The following is an 18857-nucleotide window of genomic DNA, read 5'->3' on the forward strand; positions in this document are numbered from 1 at the left end:
GCCATGGCATCCCTGCCGAGGCGACAGCGGGTGGCGGCGTACGCCGTCATCCTCCGCGAGCGCGCCGGCGTGGTCGAGGTCCTGCTGTGCCGGCTCGCGCCGCGGGTCTCGCGCGCGGAGATGTGGACCCTGCCCGGCGGCGGTGTCGACCACGGGGAGGACCCGCGCGCGGCCCTGGTGCGTGAGATCGAGGAGGAGACCGGCCTGACGGCGACCGTCGGGGAGACGGCCCACGTCTACAGCGCCCACATGCCGCGCGCGCCCCGTGACGGCCTGCTCGTCGACGCGCACGCGATCCGGATCGTCTACGACGCCTGGGTGTCCCCGGACGCCCCCGAGCCGCGGGTCGTCGAGGTCGACGGGTCCACCGTCGACGCGGCCTGGCACCGGCTCGCCGACGTCGACGGCGGCCTCGTCCCCGTGGCCGCCCACGTCCGCGACGCCCTCGCCGACCACCGCCCGCACCGCCTGCAGCGCGTCGCGGCGTACGCGCTCGTGCAGCGCGGCTCCGGGGTGCTGCTGACCCGGCTGTCGGCCCGCGCCGCGCACCCCGGCGCGTGGACGCTGCCCGGCGGAGGTGTCGACCACGGCGAGCGCCCGGCCGCCGCGCTGGCGCGCGAGGTGGAGGAGGAGTGCGGCCTGACGTGCGCGGTCGGCGAGCTGCTCGACGTGCACGACACCCACTTCTCCGGGCACGCGCCGTCGGGTCGCATCGAGGACTACCACGGCATCCACCTGCTCTTCTCGGCCTCGGTCGGCGACGGTGAGCCGCGGGTGCTGGAGGTCGACGGCACCACTGACGAGGTCGCCTGGGTCGACCGTGCCGACATCGCGTCGGGCCGGGTGCCGGTGCTCGACGTCGTCACGCACGCGCTGGCTCTCGGCGGGCGAGGACCCGCACCTAGGATGGAGCCATGAATCCCCGTCAGCGCCGACTCGTCATCCCGGTCGCGCTGGGGGCCCTCATCCTCATCGTCGTCCTCGCCGCGGTCCTGTGAGCGGCGAGCCGCGCGACGCCGAGGAGTGGGTGCGGCTTCGGGGCGCGGTGCTCGACGCCGACCGGCTGGTGCGGGCGCTCGCCAGCGGCCGGCGCAAGGGCCAGTCGGCTCCCGTCGTCGACGGTCGCGAGGTGCGACGCGTCGAGGCCCGCGTCGTCGACCTGCGCGCCGGACGCCACCTGCAGGTGACGTCGTACGACGCCACGCAGGCGCGCACCACCAACCACCTCCTCGGTGACGACGCCGCGGCCGCTGTCGATGCCCTCCTCGCGCAGCCCTTCGCCAACTGGCACGTCGACACCACCGGCGAGACCCTCCAGCTGCGGGTCACCAAGAAGGGCGTGCCGATGCTCCACGCCTCCGCCCGTGACGGGGAGGTCGAGGTCTCGCGCGAGCACGACCGGGCCAAGGCCCGGCTGCTGGCCGAGGACGACCCGGTGCTCGTGGCCCTCGGCATCAGCGACGCCCAGGGCCGGGTGAAGCCCACGCGCCAGGCGAAGTACCGCCAGGTGGAGGAGTTCGTGCGGCTGCTCGCCGCCAGCCTCGACGAGGCGCTCGCCCAGGGACACCTGCGCACGCCGACCGTCGACGACCCGCTGCGCATCGTCGACCTCGGCTGCGGCAACGCCTACCTCACCTTCGCTGCCCACCGCTTCCTCACCGCGCCCGTCGCCGAGGGCGGCCGGGGGCTGCCGGTGCGGATGACCGGCGTCGACGTCAAGCAGCAGTCGGCCGACCACAACGCGCAGGTGGCGGCGTCCCTGGGCATCGACGCCGACTTCGTCGTCGGCTCGATCGCCGACGCCGCGCTCGAGCGCGCGCCCGACGTGGTGCTCGCCCTCCACGCCTGCGACACCGCCACCGACGACGCCCTCGCGCGCGCCGTGGGCTGGGGTGCGGCGCTGGTGCTCGCCGCGCCGTGCTGCCACCACGACATCGCCGCCCAGCTGCGCACCGCGCCGGCTCCGGCGCCCTACTCGATGCTCACCCGTCACGGCATCCTGCGCGAGCGCTTCGCCGACACCCTCACCGACGCGCTGCGCGCCTCCCTGCTGCGGCGCGAGGGCTACCGCGTCGACGTGGTGGAGTTCGTGGAGAGCGCACACACCCCGCGCAACACGCTCCTGCGGGCCGTGCGCACCGGCACCGCCGCCGACGACCCGGCCCGTGACTACGACGACCTCATCGACGCGTGGGGCGTACGTCCCCGCCTCGGCGAGCTGCTGCAGCCGGGGCGCTGAGCCTTGCGGGCACGTCGGTGGGGACTCGCAGCGGTGATCGCGCTGCCGTTCCTGCTCGGCGCCGCGGCCGACCGGCCCGACGGATCCGGCACGGCGTTCGCCCTCACCGATCCCGACATCGTCGAGTCGAGCGGGCTGGCCGTGGTCGACGGGCTGGTGGTCACCACCAACGACTCGGGTGACTCCGGTCGTGTCTTCGTCGTGGACCCACGCACCGGTGGCACGGTCGGCGTGACGAGCTGGGCCGCCGACCCCGAGGACGTGGAGGCGCTCGCTCCCGCGGGGCCGGGCCACGTCTGGGTCGCGGACACCGGGGACAACCGCCGGGCCCGCACGGGCGTGCAGGTGCTGCGCGTCCCGGTCGGCCGGGGGGACCGGACGGTGACGCCGGAGGTCTTCGACCTCGTCTACCCCGACGGTGCCCGCGACGCCGAGGCGCTGCTGGTCCACCCGGTCACCGGGCAGCTGTTCGTCGTCACCAAGGGCGTCTTCGCCGGCACGGTGTACGCCGCCCCCGCCCCGCTGCGCGCCGACCGGCCCGACCGCCTCGTGGAGGTGGGCGTCGCGCCGGGCATCGTCACCGACGCCACGTTCCTGCCGGGCGGCGGCGCCGCGGTGCTGCGCACCTACTCCCAGGCGCACCTCGTGGCCTACCCGTCGTGGCAGGACGTCGCCGCCTGGGACCTGCCGTCGCAGGACCAGGGGGAGGGCATCGCCCTGGACGGGCGCCGGCTGCTGCTCAGCACCGAAGGAGCCCGCTCGCGGGTGCTCGCGGTCGACCTCCCGCCGCTGGCCGGCGCGAGCGACCTGCGCTCACCGGCGTGGACGGCCCTGCGCTGGCTCGCGACCGCCCGCGGCGTGCCGCTCCCCGCTGGGTGAGGAGGTCGCGCAGCGACCGTCACGAGACCCTTCAGGCGAGAGCCGCGTCGAGCGCGGCCTGGACGTGCAGCGTCGTGCAGGGGAAGACCGGGAGCTCGACGTCGGCCTGCTTGACCAGCAGCTCGAGCTCGGTGCAGCCGAGCAGCACGCCACCGGCGCCGGCGTCCCACAGCTCCTCGATGACCTGCACCACCCGGCTGCGCGTGCGCGGCAGCACCACGCCGTGCACGAGCTCCTCGTAGATCGCGTCGTTGAGGAAGTCGTGGTGGGCGGCGTCGGGCACGATCACCGACAGGCCGTGCTGGGCGAGCCGGTCGACGAAGAAGGACTCCGACATCGCGACCTTGGTGCCGATGAGGCCGACCGTCTCGACACCCGAGGCCTTCACGGCCTCCGCGACGACGTCGCCGAGGTGGAGCAGCGGGATGTCGACCGCCTCCTGCACCTGGTCGGCGACCTTGTGGAAGGTCGTGGTGCACAGCAGCAGGAAGTCGGCCCCGGCCCGCTCGACGGCGCGCGCGGCGTCGGCCAGCAGCGCGCCGACCTGGTCCCAGCGCTCGTCGTCCTCGAGGTGGGTCACCTCGGCGAAGTCGACCGTGGTCAGCGCCAGCCTGGGCGACGACAGGCCGCCCAGCCGCTCCCGCATCCCGAGGTTGAGGTCGCGGTAGTAGACCGCGCTGCTCTCCCAGCTCATGCCGCCCACGAGTCCGATGGTCTTCACGCGCGGCAGTCTTCCACGTCTCAGCCGCGGTGCACCTTGTGTGCCGCTGCTTGGGCGCGGGGCTTGATCACGAGCTCGTCGATGTCGACGTGGGAGGGCCGGGTCGCGACCCAGGAGATGGCGTCGGCGACGTCCTCGGCGAGCAACGGCGCCTCGACGCCGGCGTACACCGCGTCGGCCTTCTCCTGGTCGCCGCCGAAGCGCTTGAGGGAGAACTCGTCGGTGCGCACCATGCCCGGCGCCACCTCGCAGACGCGGATCGGCTCGCCGTTGAGCTCGAGGCGCAGGGTCTCCGAGACCACCTTCACCCCGTGCTTGGCCGCGGTGTAGCCGCCGCCGCCCTCGTAGGCCCAGCGCCCGGCGGTCGAGCCGACGTTGACGATGACGCCGTCGCCGCTCGCACGCAGCGCGGGCAGCAGGGCGCGGGTCACGCGCACCAGGCCGAGCACGTTGACGTCGTACATCCAGCGCCACGCGTCGAGGTCGGCGCCGTCGACGCGGTCGGTGCCGATGGCCCCGCCGGCGTTGTTGACCAGCACGTGGCACTCCGGGACCGCGGCGGCGAGCGCCTCGACCGAGGCGTCGTCGGTGATGTCGCAGGTGACGGCCACGCCGCCGATCTCGGCGGCCAGCTCCTCGATCCGGTCGCTGCGCCGCGCCGCGCACACGACGCGGAAGCCCTGCGCGGCGAGGGCGCGGGCGGTCGCAGCGCCGATGCCGCTGGAGGCGCCGGTGACGACGGCGGTGCGGGGCTGGGTCTGGTCGGTGTCCATGCGACCATCCTGCCAAGATGGCCCGATGATCATCGCGGCGGCCGACGGTTCGGCACTCGGCAACCCCGGTCCGGCAGGGTGGGCGTGGTACGTCGACGACACCTGCTGGGCCTCCGGCGGCTGGCCCCACGGCACCAACAACATGGGCGAGCTGATGGCCGTCCTCGACCTCCTCCAGCAGACCGCGCACCTCGACGAGGAGCTGCACGTCTACTGCGACAGCAAGTACGTCATCGACTCGATCACCAAGTGGATGAAGGGCTGGAAGCGCAAGGGCTGGAAGAAGAGCGACGGCAAGCCGGTGATGAACGTCGAGCTGATGAAGGCGCTCGACGAGGCGATGCAGGGCCGTCGCGTGGTCTTCGAGTGGGTCAAGGGCCACGCCGGCCACGAGCTCAACGAGGCCGCCGACAAGCGCGCCAACGCCGCAGCCGTGGCCTACCGCGACGGCCGCGTGCCTGAGGCCGGCCCCGGCTTCGCGCACAGCACGACCGCCCACCCGGCCGCGCGAGTGGGCCAGGTCGAGGAGGAGCCCGACCTGTTCTCCGGTCTGCTCGACGAGCCCGAGCAGCGCGAGGAGGACCTCGTGGTCGAGCTCGAGCGCTCCCTGCTGCGCGACGACGTACGCTCCGACCCGGCCGCGGTGGCCGCACTGCTGCACCCGGACTGGAGCGAGATCGGGCAGTCCGGACGGCTCTGGAGCCGCGCCGACGTCCTCGAGGACATCGGTCCGATCCCGGCGGTGCGCGTCGAGGTGCTCTCGTCCGAGCGCGTGGCCGACGACGCGATCCTGCTGCTGTGGCGCGCGGTGTCGCAGGAGCGCTCGACCCTGCGCAGCACCCTGTGGGTGCGCACCGGGGGCCGCTGGCAGGCGCGCTTCCACCAGGGCACCACCGAGCCGTGACCCACGCGGCGCCGACGCCGGTCTGGCACACTCACCGGATGCTTCCCGCCAAGCTCGCCGCGCCCCTGGCCCTCGCCGGGGGCGTGCTCTGGATCCTGCACGCGGTGATCGGCGGGGGCGACGACCCCGTCGCGTCCGTCCTCCACCTCGTCGGCCTGGCCTGCGTCCTCGCCGCTGCCGGCCTCTTCGGCTCCGGGCTCGTGAAGAGCGACGCCGTCGGGATGCGGGTCGTCGTGGGCCTGGCGTCCGCGCTGCTGGCGCTCTCGCTCGTCGAGGCGTTCCGTCCCCACGACAGTGAGTGGTACGACGGCTTGTGGGGCGTGGTCGTGGCGCTCCTCGGCGGGGCCGCCCTGCTCCGTCGCCGCGCGCACGGCCGGCCGGCCGCGGGGGCGCACTCGCGCTGAATCCGCCCCGTCCCGGGAATCCCCGGGCCGCACCCGTGGTTGCACCGGAGGTGCCCGCGACCGGGTACGGCACGAACGGGGTCGGGACGAGCCTCACGAGGAGGAGACAGCGTGGGCCAGCGCGTGGCGATGATCAGCCTGCACACCTCACCCCTGGACCAGCCGGGCACGGGTGACGCGGGCGGGATGAACGTCTACGTCATCGAGCTCTCGCGGCGCCTCGCCGCCCAGGGGATCGACGTCGACGTCTTCACCCGGGCCACCTCCTCCGCGCTGCCCCAGGTGGTCGAGGCCGCCGACGGCGTCCTCGTGCGCCACGTCGCGGCCGGCCCCTTCGAGGGGCTCACCAAGGGCGAGCTGCCCGGCCAGCTGTGCACCTTCGCTCGCGAGGTGCTGCGCACCGAGGCGATGCAGCCGCTCGGCCACTACGACGCCGTGCACTCGCACTACTGGCTCTCCGGCCAGGTCGGCGCGCTCGCCCGCGACCGGTGGAACGTGCCGCTCGTGCACTCCATGCACACCATGGCCAAGGTCAAGAACGCCGCGCTCGCCGAGGGCGACAGCCCCGAGCCGTTGTCGCGCCTGATCGGGGAGGAGCAGGTGGTCGAGGCGGCCGACCTGCTCGTCGCCAACACCGACACCGAGGCCCGCCAGCTCATCGACCTCTACGACGCCCACCCCGGCGCGGTGGAGGTCATCCACCCCGGCGTCGACCTCTCGGTCTTCGCCCCCCGCGGCCGGGCTGAGGCCCGCCGCGAGCTCGGGCTGCCCGAGGACGCCGTGGTCCTGCTGTTCGCCGGGCGCATCCAGCCCCTCAAGGCGCCCGACGTGCTGCTGCGCGCGGTCGGCGTGCTGCTCGAGCAGGACCCGTCGCTGCGCCACCGGCTCGTCGTGCCCGTCGTCGGCGGCCCGTCGGGCTCGGGCCTCGAGCACCCGACCGCGCTGGCCGACCTGGCCGCAGACCTCGGCATCGACGACGTCGTGCGGTTCGTCCCGCCGGTGACCCAGCGCGAGCTCGCGGTGTGGTCGTCGGCGGCCACGGCGGTCGCGGTGCCGTCCTACAACGAGTCGTTCGGCCTGGTGGCCGTCGAGGCGCAGGCGACCGGCACGCCGGTGGTCGCAGCCGCGGTCGGCGGCCTCACCACCGTCGTGCGCGACGGCGTCAGCGGCCTGCTCGTCGACACCCACGAGCCGCGCGACTGGGCCGCGAGCCTGCGCCGGCTCATCGACGACCCCGCGCTGGTCGAGCGCCTCGGCCGGGGAGCCGTCGCGCACGCCCAGGAGTTCTCCTGGGATCACACGGCCGAGCGCACCCTGGCGGCGTACGAGCGGGCGGGGAGCCGCATGCGTGCTGAGATGGCGTCATGAACGCCGCCGCGAGTGCCGTCGAGACCGTCCGCAGCTATCTCGCCGCCAACGACATCGAGCACGAGGAGCGCACCCGTGAGGGCGTGGAGGGGGCCAGCTTCTCCCTGACGCTGCCGGGGGAGAAGAAGCTGCAGACGCCGGTGCGCCTCGACGTCGGCGCGCACGCGCTGGGGGTGCACGCCTTCGTGTGCCGCAACCCCGACGAGAACCACCACCGGGTCTACCGCTGGCTGCTCGAGCGCAACCTCAAGATGTACGCCGTCTCCTTCGCGGTCGACCGCACCGGCGACATCTATCTCGAGGCGCGGCTGCCGCTCGCCGCGGTCGAGCCCGACGAGCTCGACCGCATCCTGGGCTCGGTGCTCGCCAACGCCGACGAGTCGTTCAACGCGATCCTCGAGCTCGGCTTCGCCTCCTCCATCCGCAAGGAGTGGGAGTGGCGCATCTTGCGGGGCGAGTCGACCCGCAACCTCGAAGCCTTCCGCGGGTGGCTCGAGGCCTGAGCCTGCTCGGACGCCGCTATCGAGCGCCCACCACCGCGCGGCCGGACAGGAGGCCGATCTCGGCATTGGCAGACGCACCACAGAGAGCACCGGCAGACCAGTGCGTTCGACCGTGCAAGGACGACACCGTCTGAGCTGCGCACCATCCTTGCTCGCACACCGTGCACGGACGGTCGTCGAGTCCAGCGCCTAGACCACCCGCGGCTTGCGCCGCGTCATCAGCACGCCGACGATCGCCAGCGCGCCGCCCACGAAGGTGAGCGAGGGCGGCACCTCGTCGATGGTCAGCCACGCCACCAGGGTGGCGATCCCGGGCACCAGGAACGTCGTGAGCGACAGCTTGCCCGCGTCGGTGTGGGTGAGGGCGTAGGCCCACGTCGTGAACGCCACCGCGGTCGGCAGCACGCCGAGGTAGACGATCCACCACAGCTCCGAGCCGCCGTCGGCGACGATGGAGGGCAGGTCGCCGGCGAAGGGCAGGCAGGTCACCGCGCCCAGGAGGAACGACACGAAGACCACCTGCACCGACGGGATGCGGCGCAGGAGCACCTTCTGGGTCAGCACGCCGACGGCGTACATCGCGGCTGCGACCAGCACCAGGAGCACGCCCACCAGGCTCGCGTCGGCGTCGGACGAGGAGCCGCGCGCGATGACCGCGACGCCGGCGAAGCCGACCACCATCCCGGCCAGCAGCCAGCCGTGCAGCCGCTCGCCGAACAGCGGCACCGCGAGCAGAGCCACGATGATCGGCCCGATCTGGATGATCATCGCCGCGGTGCCGGCGTCGACGTGCCGCTCACCGGCGTTGAGCGCGAGGTTGTAGACGCCGAACCAGCCGACCCCGCCGAGCGCCAGCAGCGCCCACTCGCGACGGTCGGGGCGCACCCAGCCGCGGCGCAGCACCAGCGGGAGCACCACGAGCGCGGCCACCAGGAGCCGGCCGGCCCCGATCGCACCCGGGCTCACGTCGTGCGCCACGTGGCGGATCACGACGAAGGCCGAGGCCCACATCACGAGCGTGACGGCACCGGCGGCGACCGGCAGCCAGGGCGCGGGCGTCGTGGTCGCGTCCGGCGGGGTGGCGGTCGTCTGTGTTGTCACGACCCAAGGCTAGGGACGGTCATGACAAGAGGCCAGCGCATTTCGGACGGCGTACGCCGACATCCCGCCGACCGAACCTCAGAGATCGAGCTTGTAGCCCAGCCCGCGGACCGTGACGAGGTACTTCGGCTCGCCGGGGTCGGGCTCGAGCTTGGCGCGCAGGCGCTTCACGTGGACGTCGAGGGTCTTGGTGTCGCCGACGTAGTCGGAGCCCCAGACGCGGTCGATCAGCTGGCCGCGGGTGAGCACCCGGCCGGGGTTGCGCAGGAACATCTCGAGCAGCTCGAACTCCTTGAGCGGCAGCCTCTGCTCGGACCCGTCGACGGTCACGACGTGGCGCTCGACGTCCATGCGGACCGGGCCGGCCTCCAGGGTGTCGGGCATCAGCTCGGGCTCCTGGCCGCGCCGCAGGACGGCGCGGATGCGGGCGACGAGCTCGCGGGGGGAGTAGGGCTTGGTGACGTAGTCGTCGGCGCCGAGCTCGAGCCCGACGACCTTGTCGACCTCGTCGTCCTTGGCGCTGACCATGATCACCGGCACCGAGGAGGTCTGGCGGATCTGGCGGCACACCTCGGTGCCGGGGATGCCGGGGAGCATCAGGTCGAGGAGCACGATGTCGGGGCCGAAGCGGTCGAACTCGGTGAGGGCGGCGTTGCCGTCGGCGGCGATCGCCACCTCGTAGCCCTCCTTGCGGAGCATGTAGGCGAGCGCGTCGCTGTAGCTCTCTTCGTCCTCGACGACGAGTACCCGGGTCATGCGGGGTCCCTCCGGTGGTGGCTGGCAGTGGTGGTTGCGGGCGTGCTTGCAGTGGTGGCGGCTGGCGTGGGGGACGAGGAGCGCTCGGGGGCGACGACCTCGACCGGGGGAGTGGTGCGGCCGGACGACTGCGACGGCTCGGCGTTGCGGGGCAGGGTCAGGGTGAACGTCGAGCCCTGCCCCTCGACCGACCACACCGAGATGTCGCCGCCGTGGGTGGCGGCGACGTGCTTGACGATGGACAGCCCGAGGCCGGTGCCGCCGGTGGAGCGGTGCCGGGCCGGGTCGACGCGGTAGAAGCGCTCGAAGATGCGGTCGATGTCCTCGGCCGGGATGCCGATGCCCTGGTCGACCACCGAGATCTGCACCTTCTCGCCCTCGGACCGGGTGGTGACCACGACCCGGGAGCCGCTGTTGGAGTAGGCGACGGCGTTAGCCACGAGGTTGCTGATGGCGGCCCCGATCTGCTCCTGGGAGCCGAAGACCTGCAGCCCGTGCTGGCCGCGGGACTCCACGGCGATCTCCTTCGCGGCGGCCTCCGTCGCGCTGGTGTCGACCGCCGTGGCCACCGCCGCGTCGAGGTCCACCATCACGGGCATCTCGAGCGGGTCGTGGCCCTGGAGGCGGGAGAGCTCGATGATCTGCTGCACCAGCTTGGCGAGGCGGTCGCTCTCGGTCAGCATCCGGTTGGCGAAGCGCTGCACGGCCTCGGGGTCGTCGGAGGCGTCGGTCACGGCCTCGGCCAGCAGCCGGATCGCACCGACCGGGGTCTTGAGCTCGTGGCTGACGTTGGCCACGAAGTCGCGGCGCACCGCCTCCACCCGCTTCTCGCGCGTCCGGTCCTCCACGAGCGCCAGCACGAGGCGCGCACCGAGCGGGGCCACGCGGGCGGTGAGGGTGCGGGTGAAGCCGCCGTCGGCCGCGGGGAGGTCGATGTCGTTCTCGCGGATCTGCCCGTCGCGGCGCACCTGGGCGATGATCTCGAGCAGCTCGGGCACCAGGACGGTGTTGCCGCGCACCAGCCCGAAGGCGTACGCCGGCGCAGACGCCTTGAGCACGTGGTCGGACTCGTCGACGACCACCGCGCTCGAGCGCAGGATGCTGAGCACCGCGGCCACGCCGGCCTGCACGACCGGCTCCTCGACCTGCGGCAGCGTGTGGCGCTGGCGGTCGCTGATGTGCCACGCGAGCACCGCACCGCCTGCCATGATGGCCCCGACGATCGCGGCCAGACCAGCCTGCATCGTCGGATCCACGCTCACATCGTACGCATCGTGCACCCGCTCGACGCCGTGCCGGACGGCGGGCGCCGAGTGTTCACACGCCGTTCATCGAGCACGCACGACTGTTCGCTTTGTCTGCCTAGGGTGGGACCATGCGTGAGGCTTTCCATGACCAGCTCGACGGCATCTTCGCCGACCTCTCCGACATCTGCGGCCAGGTCGAGGTGGCGGTGCGCGAGGCGACCAAGGCCCTGATGACCGGTGACGTCCACACCGCGGACGCGGTGATCAGCGGCGACAAGGCGATCGACGCCGCCCGCGAGCGCGTCGACGACACGGCCTTCCAGCTGCTGTCGCTGCAGCAGCCCGTCGCCGGCGACCTGCGGATGATCGTCTCCGCGCTGCGGATGGTGAGCGAGCTCGAGCGGATGGGCGACCTGTCGGTCCACGTCGCGAAGATCGCGCGGCTGCGGGTCCCGTCGGTGGCGGTGCCCGAGGAGCTGCGGCCCACGATGGAGCGGATGGCCGAGACGGCCGAGGACATGGTGCGGCGCGTGCGCGGGATCATCGTCGACCGCGACGTCGACGCCGCGATCGAGCTCGGTCGCGACGACGAGGTGATGGACCAGCTGCGCCGCCGCAGCTTCACCGAGCTGCTCTCGACCGACTGGAAGCACGGCGTCGAGGCCGCGGTCGACATCGCCCTGCTGGGGCGCTACTACGAGCGCATCGCCGACCACTCGGTGTCGGTGGCCAACCGGGTGGTCTTCGTGGTCACCGGCGAGCGCCCCGCGCGCGACTGACGTACGCCACGCAGGCGGTACGCCGCTCAGCGACCCTGGTTGGCGACGGCCGCGGCAGCGGCGGCGGCGGCCTCGGGGTCGAGGTACTCCCCGCCGGCGACGGTGGGACGCAGGTCGTCGTCGAGGCAGTAGAGCAGCGGCATGCCGGTCGGGATGTTGAGCGCGGCGATGTCCTCGTCGCTGATCTGGTCGAGATGCTTGACCAGCGCGCGCAGGCTGTTGCCGTGGGCCGCGACCAGCACCGTCTTCCCGCCGCGGAGGTCGGGCACGATCTCGGCCTCCCAGTAGGGCAGGAAACGGGCGATGACGTCCTTGAGGCACTCGGTGCGCGGCAGCTCGTCGCCGAGGTCGGCGTAGCGCGGGTCGCCGGCCTGGGAGAACTCGTCGGAGTCGTCGAGCGGCGGCGGGGGCGTGTCGAAGGAGCGGCGCCAGAGCATGAACTGCCCCTCGCCGTACTCCTCGAGGGTCTGCTTCTTGTCCTTGCCCTGCAGCGCGCCGTAGTGGCGCTCGTTGAGGCGCCAGCTGCGCTTCACCGGGATCCAGTGGCGGTCCGCGGCGTCGAGGGCGAGCGCGGCGGTGTTGATCGCGCGGCGCTGCAGCGAGGTGTGCACGACGTCGGGGAGCACGCCCGACTCGCGCAGCAGGCGGCCGCCGTGGACGGCTTCTCCCTCGCCCTTCTCGGTGAGGGCCACGTCGACCCACCCGGTGAAGAGGTTCTTGGCGTTCCACTCGCTCTCGCCGTGGCGGAGCAGGACGAGGGTGTAGGTCATGACGCGTCGAGCCCTTCCCAGTAGCCGCTGTCGTTGGAGACCACGGGGACGTTGAGCATGACCCGGTCGCCGTTGCCGAAGTCGATCGTGAGGGGGAGCACCTGCCCGGCGGCGAAGTCGCCGGTCAGCACGATGTCGGTCGCGGGCTCGGCGAGGTTGACCAGGCCGCCGGCGGGGATGGTGACGGGCTCGAAGTCCGACACCTCGACCGTGACGCCGTCGTCGCCGGACACGGCGGTGAAGGTCTGCTCGTCCTCGCTGTCGTTGTTGGACAGCGAGGCCACGAACGTGCCCGACCCCTCGGCGGCCGAGACGACCACCGCGTTGAGGACGTCGACGTCGGCGTCACGGTTCTCGGCGGCGCTGTTGACGGCGTACTCGCGGTCGGTCGCGTAGTCGAAGCCGCAGGAGGAGAGGGGAGCGGCGAGCGCGACGACCGCGGCGGCGGTCACGAGGGATCGGAGCTGCATGGCGCACAGCCTAGCGTCGGCTCAGGTCAGGCCGACGGTGCGTCCTGCGATCAGGATGCCGACCACGACGGCGGCGGTGCACACGCCCGCGAGGAGCAGCAGCCGGGGGGTGCCGGTGCGCAGCGCGAGCAGCATCGGGAGTGACCTCTCGCCCTCCTCGTGGTCGTCCACCAGGCCGGGCAGCGCGAGCAGCAGGTGCACCCCCAGCCCGAGGGCGCCGGCGAGGGCGACCATCACGGGCGTGGGCGGCGCCGTGGCCCCCACGCCGTTCCAGCCGCCGTAGGCGAGGAACGCCGGGTAGAGCGCGAAGCCCACCACCCACGGCACGAACGACAGCACCCGCGCGTGCAGGAAGTGATCGCCGATCGCCGCGACGAGCAGGATCGCGAGGTACGTCGCCCCGGCGCGGCGGCCGTTGGCCACGGCGAGCGGCACGACGAGCAGCACGGCGCACGTCAGCGCGAACCAGACGGTGCCCGGCTCGAGGCGGCCGGTGGCGAGGGGCTTGTCGGGCCGTCGGCGCCGGTCGCGCTCGCGGTCGGTGAGGTCGTCGGCCCAGCCCAGGACCGACTGCCCGACCAGCACCGTGGCCGCGACCAGCGCGACCTCGCGCAGCGGCCGCCCGGCCACTGCGGCCGCGCCGGCGAGGGCCACCGAGGTCGCCACCGCCCGGCGTGGGTGGGCTGCCCGCACGAGGAGCAGCGCAGGCGTCAGCGACAGGTCCCCGGGCATGCGCCGAAGTATGGCCCAGGACCGCCGCCAGAGGCAGGCGCACCACAAGAACCGCTGATCTGTCAAGCCCGGAAGTGGCCTCTGACCTGCGGAAACGCGGCAGGAGCACGTTCGAACCCGTGTTAGAATGCTCACCTAGGAAGGGGAACCGAACATATGACTTTCACCGTTGGCGAAACGGTCGTCTATCCCAATCACGGGGCCGCAGTGATCGAGGACATCGAGATGCGGACGATCAAGGGGGAGGACCGCCAGTACCTCGTCCTCCGGATCGTCGCACAGCAGGACCTGGTCGTTCGCGTGCCGGCTTGCAACCTCGACCTCGTCGGCGTCCGTGACGTCGTCGACAAGGAGGGCCTGGACCGCGTGTTCGACGTGCTGCGTGCCGCGCACGTCGAGGAGCCGACCAACTGGTCGCGTCGCTACAAGGCCAACCTCGAGAAGCTGCACTCCGGTGACGTGATGAAGGTGTCGGAGGTCGTGCGCGACCTGTGGCGCCGCGAGCGTGACCGCGGGCTGTCGGCCGGCGAGAAGCGGATGCTGGCCAAGGCGCGCCAGATCCTGGTCTCCGAGCTCGCGCTCGCGGAGAAGACCAACGAGGACAAGGCAGAGGCCATGCTCGACGAGGTGCTCGCCTCCTGAGCAGCACCGAGCCCGACCGAGGCCCCTGGGACGACGTTCCCAGGGGCCTCGGTCTCGTCCTGGACGAGGACCGGGGCTCGCTGCCCTACGCCCTCGTCCACGGCGAGGCGCTCGTGGCCTGTGCTGCCTGGGCCGTCGGGGAGGCCGGGATCGACCTGGTCGACGCCAGCGTCCCGTGGGCGGGCATCGCCGAGGCGGGCGAGGACCTCGTGCTGCACGACTCGCTCTGCCCGATGACGCCACCGGCCTTCATCGCCGAGTGCCTCGAGCTGGCCCGCAGCACCGGGCGGGCCGTGGTCGGCACCCGACCCGTCACCGACACGATCAAGGTCGTCGACGACGGCCGGCTGGGTCCGACGCTCGACCGCGACGCCCTCGTGGCGATCGCCTCGCCCCTGGTGCTGCCGGCGTCGCTCGTCGCCGCGCTGCCCGTCCGTCCGGCCACCGACCTGGCCCGTGCCGTCGCCGACCTGGCGGCGTCGGGTCACGACGTGGAGACGCTGCTCGCGCCCCCCGAGGCGCGACGGGTGTCGTCGACCGACGACGTCCGGCTGCTCGACGCGCTCACGACCTCGCGCTGAGCCCCTCGGCCAGCGCGACGTCCTCGGGGAAGGTGATCTTGAGGTTGAGCGACGTGCTCGGCACGGCCGCCACGTCGAGGTCGCAGTAGGCCGAGAAGCACCCCGCGGTGTCGGTGGCCTCGAAGCCGTCGCGCGCCGCCGCCGCGTAGGCCGCCAGCAGGTCGCGGGCGCGGAACGCCTGGGGCGTCTGCACGCCGCCGACGTCCTCGGTGAGCGGTGAGAGGTCGGCGTGGAGCAGCGCGGTCACCGGCACCACCGGCACCGCGCCCCCGACCTCGCGCGCCGCCCGGGCCACGGCCCGCCAGAGGTCGGCGTCGGCCAGCGGACGGGCGCCGTCGTGCACGACCACCACGTCGACCTCGCCCGACGCGACGTCGCCGGCCAGCACCTGCAGCGCCGCCCACTCCGAGGCGTGCCGGGTCGCGCCGCCGTCGACCACCAGCACCTCGCGGTCGCCGAGGTGCGGCGCGACGGCCGCGGCGACCTGGTCACGGTCCTCGGGGCGCACGACGAGCACGAGTCGGCGTACGTCGGTGAGCGCGAGCGCGGCGCGCACCGACCAGGCCAGGACAGGTGCGTCGCGCAGCGGTAGCAGCACCTTGTTGACCTCCGCGCCGACGCGGGTGCCGGAGCCGGCGGCCAGGAGGACGACCGCGATGCCGGGCGCCTGCGTCATCAGCGGTTGACCAGCGCGGTGGCGATCGCGGCCACGCCCTCGCCGCGCCCGGTGAGGCCGAGCCCGTCGGTGGTGGTGGCCGAGACGCTCACCGACGCACCGATCGCGGCGGACATCGCGGCGGCGGCCTCCTCGCGACGCGTGCCGAGGCGCGGCACGTTGCCCACGACCTGCACGGCGACGTTGCCGATCTCCCACCCGGCGGCGCGCACGCGGCGGGCGGTCTCGGCCAGGAGGGTGGCGCCCGAGGCGCCGGCCCACTCGGGCTCGGAGGTGCCGAAGTGGGTGCCGAGGTCGCCGAGGCCGGCGGCGGAGAAGAGCGCGTCGCAGGCCGCGTGTGCGGCCACGTCGGCGTCGGAGTGCCCCTCGAGCCCGGCCGGCTCGTCGGGCCAGGCGAGCCCGGCGAGGTGCATCGGGACGCCCGCGACGAGGCGGTGGACGTCGGTGCCGATGCCGATGCGCATGTCGTAAGGGGGCTGTAAGGACGTCACGTCGGCATCATGCCCGAGCGCCCGTCACAATGGCCCGGTGACCACACGTCGTCCGCCCTGGGTGCTGGCCGGAGTCCTCGCCGGGCTCGCCGGACTGGCGACCAGCTATGCCACCGCGATGGTGCTGACCATCCGCGAGTCGCCGGTCGTCGCCGTCGCCGAGCTGGTCATCCGGCTCGCGCCCGGGGCCTTCGCCGAGCGTGCGATCGCCGTGCTCGGCCACCTCGACAAGCCGGCGCTCGTGGTGGGCATCCTGGTGTTCCTCCTGGCCTGCTTCGCGTGGGCGGGGTCGCTCGCCCGGCGCTCGTGGTGGCGCCCCCTCGTGGTGTGGTCGGTCCTCGCCGCCCTGGGCCTCGGCGCGGTGCTGGCGCAGCGCAACGCAGGCATGGTCGACGCGCTGCCGGTGCTGGTCGGGCTGCTGACGTGGGTCGCGGTCCACTCCGCGCTCGTCGACGCCCTGCGCCGCGAGCAGCGGCGCCCCGAGCTGGAGTCGCGCGAGCGCCGCGTCTTCGTGATGGTCGCCGGTGTGGTGGCGGTCGCCTCGCTCGGCATCGCCGTGGCCGGACGCTTCGTCGGCGCCGGGCGGCGCCACGTGGAGGTGAGCCGCCGGCTGCTGCGGATCCCCGGCGTCACGCGGCGCCAGCCGCCCGTGGCGACGTCGCTCGGCGTGGCAGGCGTCGCGCCGTGGCAGACGCCCAACGAGGACTTCTACCAGATCGACACCGCCATCGCGCTGCCCGCGATCGAGCCCGACGAGTGGTCGCTGCGCATCCACGGCATGGTCGAGCGCGAGCTCACCCTGACCTACGCCGACCTCGTCGCGCGTGACGTCACCGAGTCGTGGATCACCCTCAACTGCGTCAGCAACGAGGTGGGGGGCGGCCTGGTGGGCAACGCCCGCTGGAGCGGCGTACGGATCGCCGACCTGCTCGCCGACCTCGGCGTCGACGCGGCCGCCGACTGCGTGCTGCAGACCTCGCGCGACGGGTGGACGTGCGCGACGCCCATCGAGGCGCTGACCGACGACCGCGACGCCATGCTCGCGGTCGCGATGAACGGGCGGCCGCTGCCGATCGAGCACGGCTTCCCGGTGCGCACCGTGGTGCCCGGTCTCTACGGCTACGTCTCGGCGACGAAGTGGGTGGTGGACCTCGAGGTGGGCACGTTCGCCGAGTCGCAGGGCTACTGGACCGACAAGGGGTGGTCGGCGCTCGGCCCGGTCAAGATCGCCTCGCGCATCGACGTGCCCCGCTCCGGCGACGACGTGGCTGCCGGCGACGTGCGGTTCGGCGGCGTCGCCTGGCACCAGCACACTGGGATCGAGTCGGTCGAGGTGCAGCTCGACGGTGGCGCCTGGCAACGCGCCGAGCTCGGCGAGGTGCCGTCGGTCGACACGTGGGTGCAGTGGGCGGTGACGCTCGAGGTGCCCGAGGGCGACCACGAGGTGCGGGTGCGGGCCACCGGCCGCGACGGTCAGACCCAGACCAGCGTCGTGCGCGCCCCCGACCCCGACGGCGCGACCGGTCTGCACACGATCGAGGTCAGCGCCGGCTGAGCAGCCCGCTCACCCGTTGCGGATGACGTACGCCGTCCCGCCGGAGGCCGCGATCCAGACCCGCTCGAGCTGCGCACGGTCGTAGACGCGGCGCACCTCGCCGTTGCTCGCGCCCGCGGAGTCGTTGACCACGACGTCGCCGTCGGCCTCGAAGCCGACGACCACCAGCAGGTGTCCGTTGCTCGCCGAGATGGGCGCGCCGGTGAGCTGGTTGCGCCCGAAGGCGACGGAGATGACGAGCGGCACCCCGGCCGCGACGTAGTCCTCGGCCTCGCGCAGGTCGCGCATCCGGGTGACGTAGGAGTCGCCGCCGACCAGCGTGGCGGCGTAGGCGGTGTTGAACGCCCAGTTGCCGGTGCCGCGGTAGCCGTGGTCGTAGACCATCTTGGCGGTGTGGTCGACCACGGCGTCGACGTGGCCAGGGGTGATGCCGGTGGGGGCGGGGGCGACGCCGTAGTAGGCCAGCACCATCGCCGTCGACGTGGCCGAGCACCACGCCTCGCCGCCGCCGCCCCACTGCGGGTAGTGGCCGGCGTGGACCATCTGGCTGTAGGTCGGCACGTCGAGCACCGTGCCCGCGGCGGGCCCGGGGCGTGAGGTCGGCCGCGGCGCGCTGGCGTCGACCGAGGCCACGGCCCCGACCCGCTCGAGGCTGACCGGCAGGCTCGAGCCGCGGGGCCGCATCAGCGTGACCCGCACCTGCCAGGCTGTGACCGCGTCGGCGGCGTACCACGTGTCGGCGCTGACCCGGCCGAGGTCGTCGGTCTGCCCGGAGTACGTCGTGCGCGGCACCGGACGCGTGCGCAGCGACCAGTCGGCCATGGTGTCCCAGCTGCCGGTGCGACCGTCGGCGGCGCGGGCGCGCACCTCGACGCGGACCAGGCTGCGCCCGGGCGTGGTCGCCTCCCACGTCGGGACCAGCGCCGTCGCGCCGAAGGCGGTGGTGGCCCAGGGGGAGGTCCAGGTGCCCGCCTCGTAGGCCTTGCCTGCCACGGTGCGCGGCGTGGGCGCGAGCAGGGAGACCTGTCCGCGTCCGAGCTTGGCGCCGCGCCGCGTGCCCGACTTGAGCTCGGCATAGCTGCTCCACGACGTGAGCTGCACCTGTGCCGACGCCCGGCGGGCGGTCTCGGCGTGCGCGGTCGCGGCCGGGGACAGGGTCGCCGGGAGCAGGGCGCCCAGGGCCAGCGGGAGGGCGAGCAGCAGGGCGGCAGGGCGTCGGAGCACGCTCGACGATAACCCGATCTGCCCCACCCGTCACAGGAGTCA

22 protein-coding genes are annotated in these 18857 nt (G+C 73.4%); 11 read left to right on the forward strand and 11 right to left on the reverse strand.

Annotated features, from left to right (window positions below):
• Positions 1-3: 3 nt before the first annotated feature.
• The 3 genes from ASG76_RS09435 to ASG76_RS09445 all read left to right on the forward strand — a co-directional run bounded on the left by ASG76_RS09435 (position 4) and on the right by ASG76_RS09445 (position 3118).
• On the forward strand, positions 4-918 hold the full coding sequence (locus ASG76_RS09435) for an NUDIX domain-containing protein (RefSeq protein ID WP_056602187.1): 915 nt from the start codon (positions 4-6) through the stop codon (positions 916-918).
• A gap of 76 nt (positions 919-994) precedes the next feature.
• Positions 995-2239 carry a class I SAM-dependent methyltransferase gene (locus tag ASG76_RS09440; RefSeq protein WP_082587378.1) on the forward strand — a complete coding sequence of 415 codons (1245 nt, stop codon included), beginning with the start codon at positions 995-997 and terminating at the stop codon, positions 2237-2239.
• 33 nt (positions 2240-2272) lie between these two features.
• A complete protein-coding gene (locus ASG76_RS09445; RefSeq protein ID WP_056602188.1) occupies positions 2273-3118 on the forward strand; it encodes a hypothetical protein in 846 nt (281 codons plus the stop codon).
• 31 nt (positions 3119-3149) lie between these two features.
• Here ASG76_RS09445 and ASG76_RS09450 read toward each other — a convergent pair whose 3' ends face one another.
• Positions 3150-3839, reverse strand: a complete 690-nt coding sequence (locus ASG76_RS09450; RefSeq protein ID WP_056602189.1) for an aspartate/glutamate racemase family protein — start codon at positions 3837-3839, stop codon at positions 3150-3152.
• A 20-nt stretch (positions 3840-3859) separates the two neighbouring features.
• A complete protein-coding gene (locus ASG76_RS09455) occupies positions 3860-4612 on the reverse strand; it encodes an SDR family NAD(P)-dependent oxidoreductase (protein ID WP_056602190.1) in 753 nt (250 codons plus the stop codon).
• Between the two features lie 25 nt (positions 4613-4637).
• Between ASG76_RS09455 and ASG76_RS09460 the strand changes: the two genes are divergently transcribed.
• From ASG76_RS09460 to ASG76_RS09475, 4 genes are all read left to right on the forward strand, one after another.
• Positions 4638-5516, forward strand: coding sequence for a ribonuclease HI family protein (locus tag ASG76_RS09460; RefSeq protein WP_056602191.1), 879 nt, complete (start codon positions 4638-4640; stop codon positions 5514-5516).
• A 38-nt stretch (positions 5517-5554) separates the two neighbouring features.
• Complete coding sequence (locus tag ASG76_RS09465; RefSeq protein ID WP_157559034.1) at positions 5555-5920, forward strand: hypothetical protein; 366 nt, start codon at positions 5555-5557, stop codon at positions 5918-5920.
• 111 nt (positions 5921-6031) lie between these two features.
• Positions 6032-7288 carry a D-inositol-3-phosphate glycosyltransferase gene (mshA, locus tag ASG76_RS09470; RefSeq protein ID WP_235529461.1) on the forward strand — a complete coding sequence of 419 codons (1257 nt, stop codon included), beginning with the start codon at positions 6032-6034 and terminating at the stop codon, positions 7286-7288.
• A complete protein-coding gene (locus tag ASG76_RS09475) occupies positions 7285-7791 on the forward strand; it encodes a YbjN domain-containing protein (protein WP_056602193.1) in 507 nt (168 codons plus the stop codon). The genes mshA and ASG76_RS09475 overlap by 4 nt, the downstream gene beginning before the upstream one ends.
• 189 nt (positions 7792-7980) lie before the next feature.
• On the opposite strand, the gene ASG76_RS09480 is transcribed toward ASG76_RS09475, so the two are convergent.
• From ASG76_RS09480 to ASG76_RS09490, 3 genes are all read right to left on the reverse strand, one after another.
• Positions 7981-8892, reverse strand: a complete 912-nt coding sequence (locus ASG76_RS09480; protein WP_235529462.1) for a DMT family transporter — start codon at positions 8890-8892, stop codon at positions 7981-7983.
• Between the two features lie 78 nt (positions 8893-8970).
• Positions 8971-9648 carry a response regulator transcription factor gene (locus ASG76_RS09485; protein WP_056602194.1) on the reverse strand — a complete coding sequence of 226 codons (678 nt, stop codon included), beginning with the start codon at positions 9646-9648 and terminating at the stop codon, positions 8971-8973.
• The gene (locus tag ASG76_RS09490) at positions 9645-10904 is read right to left on the reverse strand and encodes a sensor histidine kinase (protein ID WP_082587379.1); all 1260 of its coding nucleotides are present in this window, start codon (positions 10902-10904) and stop codon (positions 9645-9647) included. The genes ASG76_RS09485 and ASG76_RS09490 overlap by 4 nt, the downstream gene beginning before the upstream one ends.
• Before the next feature lie 119 nt (positions 10905-11023).
• Between ASG76_RS09490 and phoU the strand changes: the two genes are divergently transcribed.
• A complete protein-coding gene (gene phoU / locus ASG76_RS09495) occupies positions 11024-11674 on the forward strand; it encodes a phosphate signaling complex protein PhoU (RefSeq protein ID WP_056602196.1) in 651 nt (216 codons plus the stop codon).
• A 26-nt stretch (positions 11675-11700) separates the two neighbouring features.
• Here the strand turns inward: phoU and ASG76_RS09500 are convergent, their stop codons facing one another.
• The 3 genes from ASG76_RS09500 to ASG76_RS09510 are packed head-to-tail and all read right to left on the reverse strand — an operon-like array spanning position 11701 to position 13646.
• Positions 11701-12444, reverse strand: coding sequence for a phosphoglyceromutase (locus ASG76_RS09500; protein WP_056602197.1), 744 nt, complete (start codon positions 12442-12444; stop codon positions 11701-11703).
• Positions 12441-12914 (reverse strand): hypothetical protein, encoded by a 474-nt coding sequence (locus ASG76_RS09505; protein WP_056602198.1) that lies wholly within the window; start codon positions 12912-12914, stop codon positions 12441-12443. Before ASG76_RS09505 ends, ASG76_RS09500 begins: the two co-directional genes overlap by 4 nt.
• Positions 12915-12935: 21 nt before the next feature.
• A complete protein-coding gene (locus ASG76_RS09510) occupies positions 12936-13646 on the reverse strand; it encodes a UbiA family prenyltransferase (RefSeq protein ID WP_056602199.1) in 711 nt (236 codons plus the stop codon).
• A 156-nt stretch (positions 13647-13802) separates the two neighbouring features.
• Here ASG76_RS09510 and ASG76_RS09515 point away from each other — a divergent pair, with 156 nt between their 5' ends.
• Both ASG76_RS09515 and ASG76_RS09520 read left to right on the forward strand, forming a co-directional pair.
• Positions 13803-14288 (forward strand): CarD family transcriptional regulator, encoded by a 486-nt coding sequence (locus tag ASG76_RS09515; RefSeq protein ID WP_056602200.1) that lies wholly within the window; start codon positions 13803-13805, stop codon positions 14286-14288.
• Positions 14289-14401: 113 nt separating this feature from the next.
• Positions 14402-14869: a 2-C-methyl-D-erythritol 4-phosphate cytidylyltransferase gene (locus ASG76_RS09520; protein WP_235529463.1), complete on the forward strand. Its 468-nt coding sequence runs from the start codon at positions 14402-14404 to the stop codon at positions 14867-14869.
• Here the strand turns inward: ASG76_RS09520 and ASG76_RS09525 are convergent.
• Both ASG76_RS09525 and ispF read right to left on the reverse strand, forming a co-directional pair.
• On the reverse strand, positions 14853-15545 hold the full coding sequence (locus ASG76_RS09525; protein WP_056602202.1) for an IspD/TarI family cytidylyltransferase: 693 nt from the start codon (positions 15543-15545) through the stop codon (positions 14853-14855). The genes ASG76_RS09520 and ASG76_RS09525 overlap by 17 nt on opposite strands.
• The gene (gene ispF, locus ASG76_RS09530; RefSeq protein ID WP_056602203.1) at positions 15545-16009 is read right to left on the reverse strand and encodes a 2-C-methyl-D-erythritol 2,4-cyclodiphosphate synthase; all 465 of its coding nucleotides are present in this window, start codon (positions 16007-16009) and stop codon (positions 15545-15547) included. Before ispF ends, ASG76_RS09525 begins: the two co-directional genes overlap by 1 nt.
• A 64-nt stretch (positions 16010-16073) precedes the next feature.
• Between ispF and ASG76_RS09535 the strand changes: the two genes are divergently transcribed.
• The gene (locus ASG76_RS09535; protein ID WP_056602204.1) at positions 16074-17591 is read left to right on the forward strand and encodes a molybdopterin-dependent oxidoreductase; all 1518 of its coding nucleotides are present in this window, start codon (positions 16074-16076) and stop codon (positions 17589-17591) included.
• A gap of 9 nt (positions 17592-17600) precedes the next feature.
• Here ASG76_RS09535 and ASG76_RS09540 read toward each other — a convergent pair whose 3' ends face one another.
• Positions 17601-18815, reverse strand: coding sequence for a C39 family peptidase (locus tag ASG76_RS09540; RefSeq protein WP_056602205.1), 1215 nt, complete (start codon positions 18813-18815; stop codon positions 17601-17603).
• Between the last annotated feature and the right edge of the window lie 42 nt (positions 18816-18857).

Source organism: Nocardioides sp. Soil774 (genome assembly GCF_001428125.1).
Classification (GTDB): Bacteria; Actinomycetota; Actinomycetes; order Propionibacteriales; family Nocardioidaceae; genus Nocardioides.

What these genes read in the sequence shown, in the direction of transcription:
- ASG76_RS09485 (WP_056602194.1), bottom strand. Translation starts at nt 9,648, where the DNA reads ATGACCCGGGTACTCGTCGTCGAGGACGAAGAGAGCTACAGCGACGCG.
- ASG76_RS09500 (WP_056602197.1), bottom strand. Translation starts at nt 12,444, where the DNA reads ATGACCTACACCCTCGTCCTGCTCCGCCACGGCGAGAGCGAGTGGAAC.
- phoU (WP_056602196.1), top strand. Translation starts at nt 11,024, where the DNA reads ATGCGTGAGGCTTTCCATGACCAGCTCGACGGCATCTTCGCCGACCTC.
- ASG76_RS09475 (WP_056602193.1), top strand. Translation starts at nt 7,285, where the DNA reads ATGAACGCCGCCGCGAGTGCCGTCGAGACCGTCCGCAGCTATCTCGCC.
- ASG76_RS09515 (WP_056602200.1), top strand. Translation starts at nt 13,803, where the DNA reads ATGACTTTCACCGTTGGCGAAACGGTCGTCTATCCCAATCACGGGGCC.
- ispF (WP_056602203.1), bottom strand. Translation starts at nt 16,009, where the DNA reads ATGCGCATCGGCATCGGCACCGACGTCCACCGCCTCGTCGCGGGCGTC.
- ASG76_RS09460 (WP_056602191.1), top strand. Translation starts at nt 4,638, where the DNA reads ATGATCATCGCGGCGGCCGACGGTTCGGCACTCGGCAACCCCGGTCCG.
- ASG76_RS09455 (WP_056602190.1), bottom strand. Translation starts at nt 4,612, where the DNA reads ATGGACACCGACCAGACCCAGCCCCGCACCGCCGTCGTCACCGGCGCC.
- ASG76_RS09525 (WP_056602202.1), bottom strand. Translation starts at nt 15,545, where the DNA reads ATGACGCAGGCGCCCGGCATCGCGGTCGTCCTCCTGGCCGCCGGCTCC.
- ASG76_RS09505 (WP_056602198.1), bottom strand. Translation starts at nt 12,914, where the DNA reads ATGCAGCTCCGATCCCTCGTGACCGCCGCCGCGGTCGTCGCGCTCGCC.
- ASG76_RS09510 (WP_056602199.1), bottom strand. Translation starts at nt 13,646, where the DNA reads ATGCCCGGGGACCTGTCGCTGACGCCTGCGCTGCTCCTCGTGCGGGCA.
- ASG76_RS09435 (WP_056602187.1), top strand. Translation starts at nt 4, where the DNA reads ATGGCATCCCTGCCGAGGCGACAGCGGGTGGCGGCGTACGCCGTCATC.
- ASG76_RS09465 (WP_157559034.1), top strand. Translation starts at nt 5,555, where the DNA reads ATGCTTCCCGCCAAGCTCGCCGCGCCCCTGGCCCTCGCCGGGGGCGTG.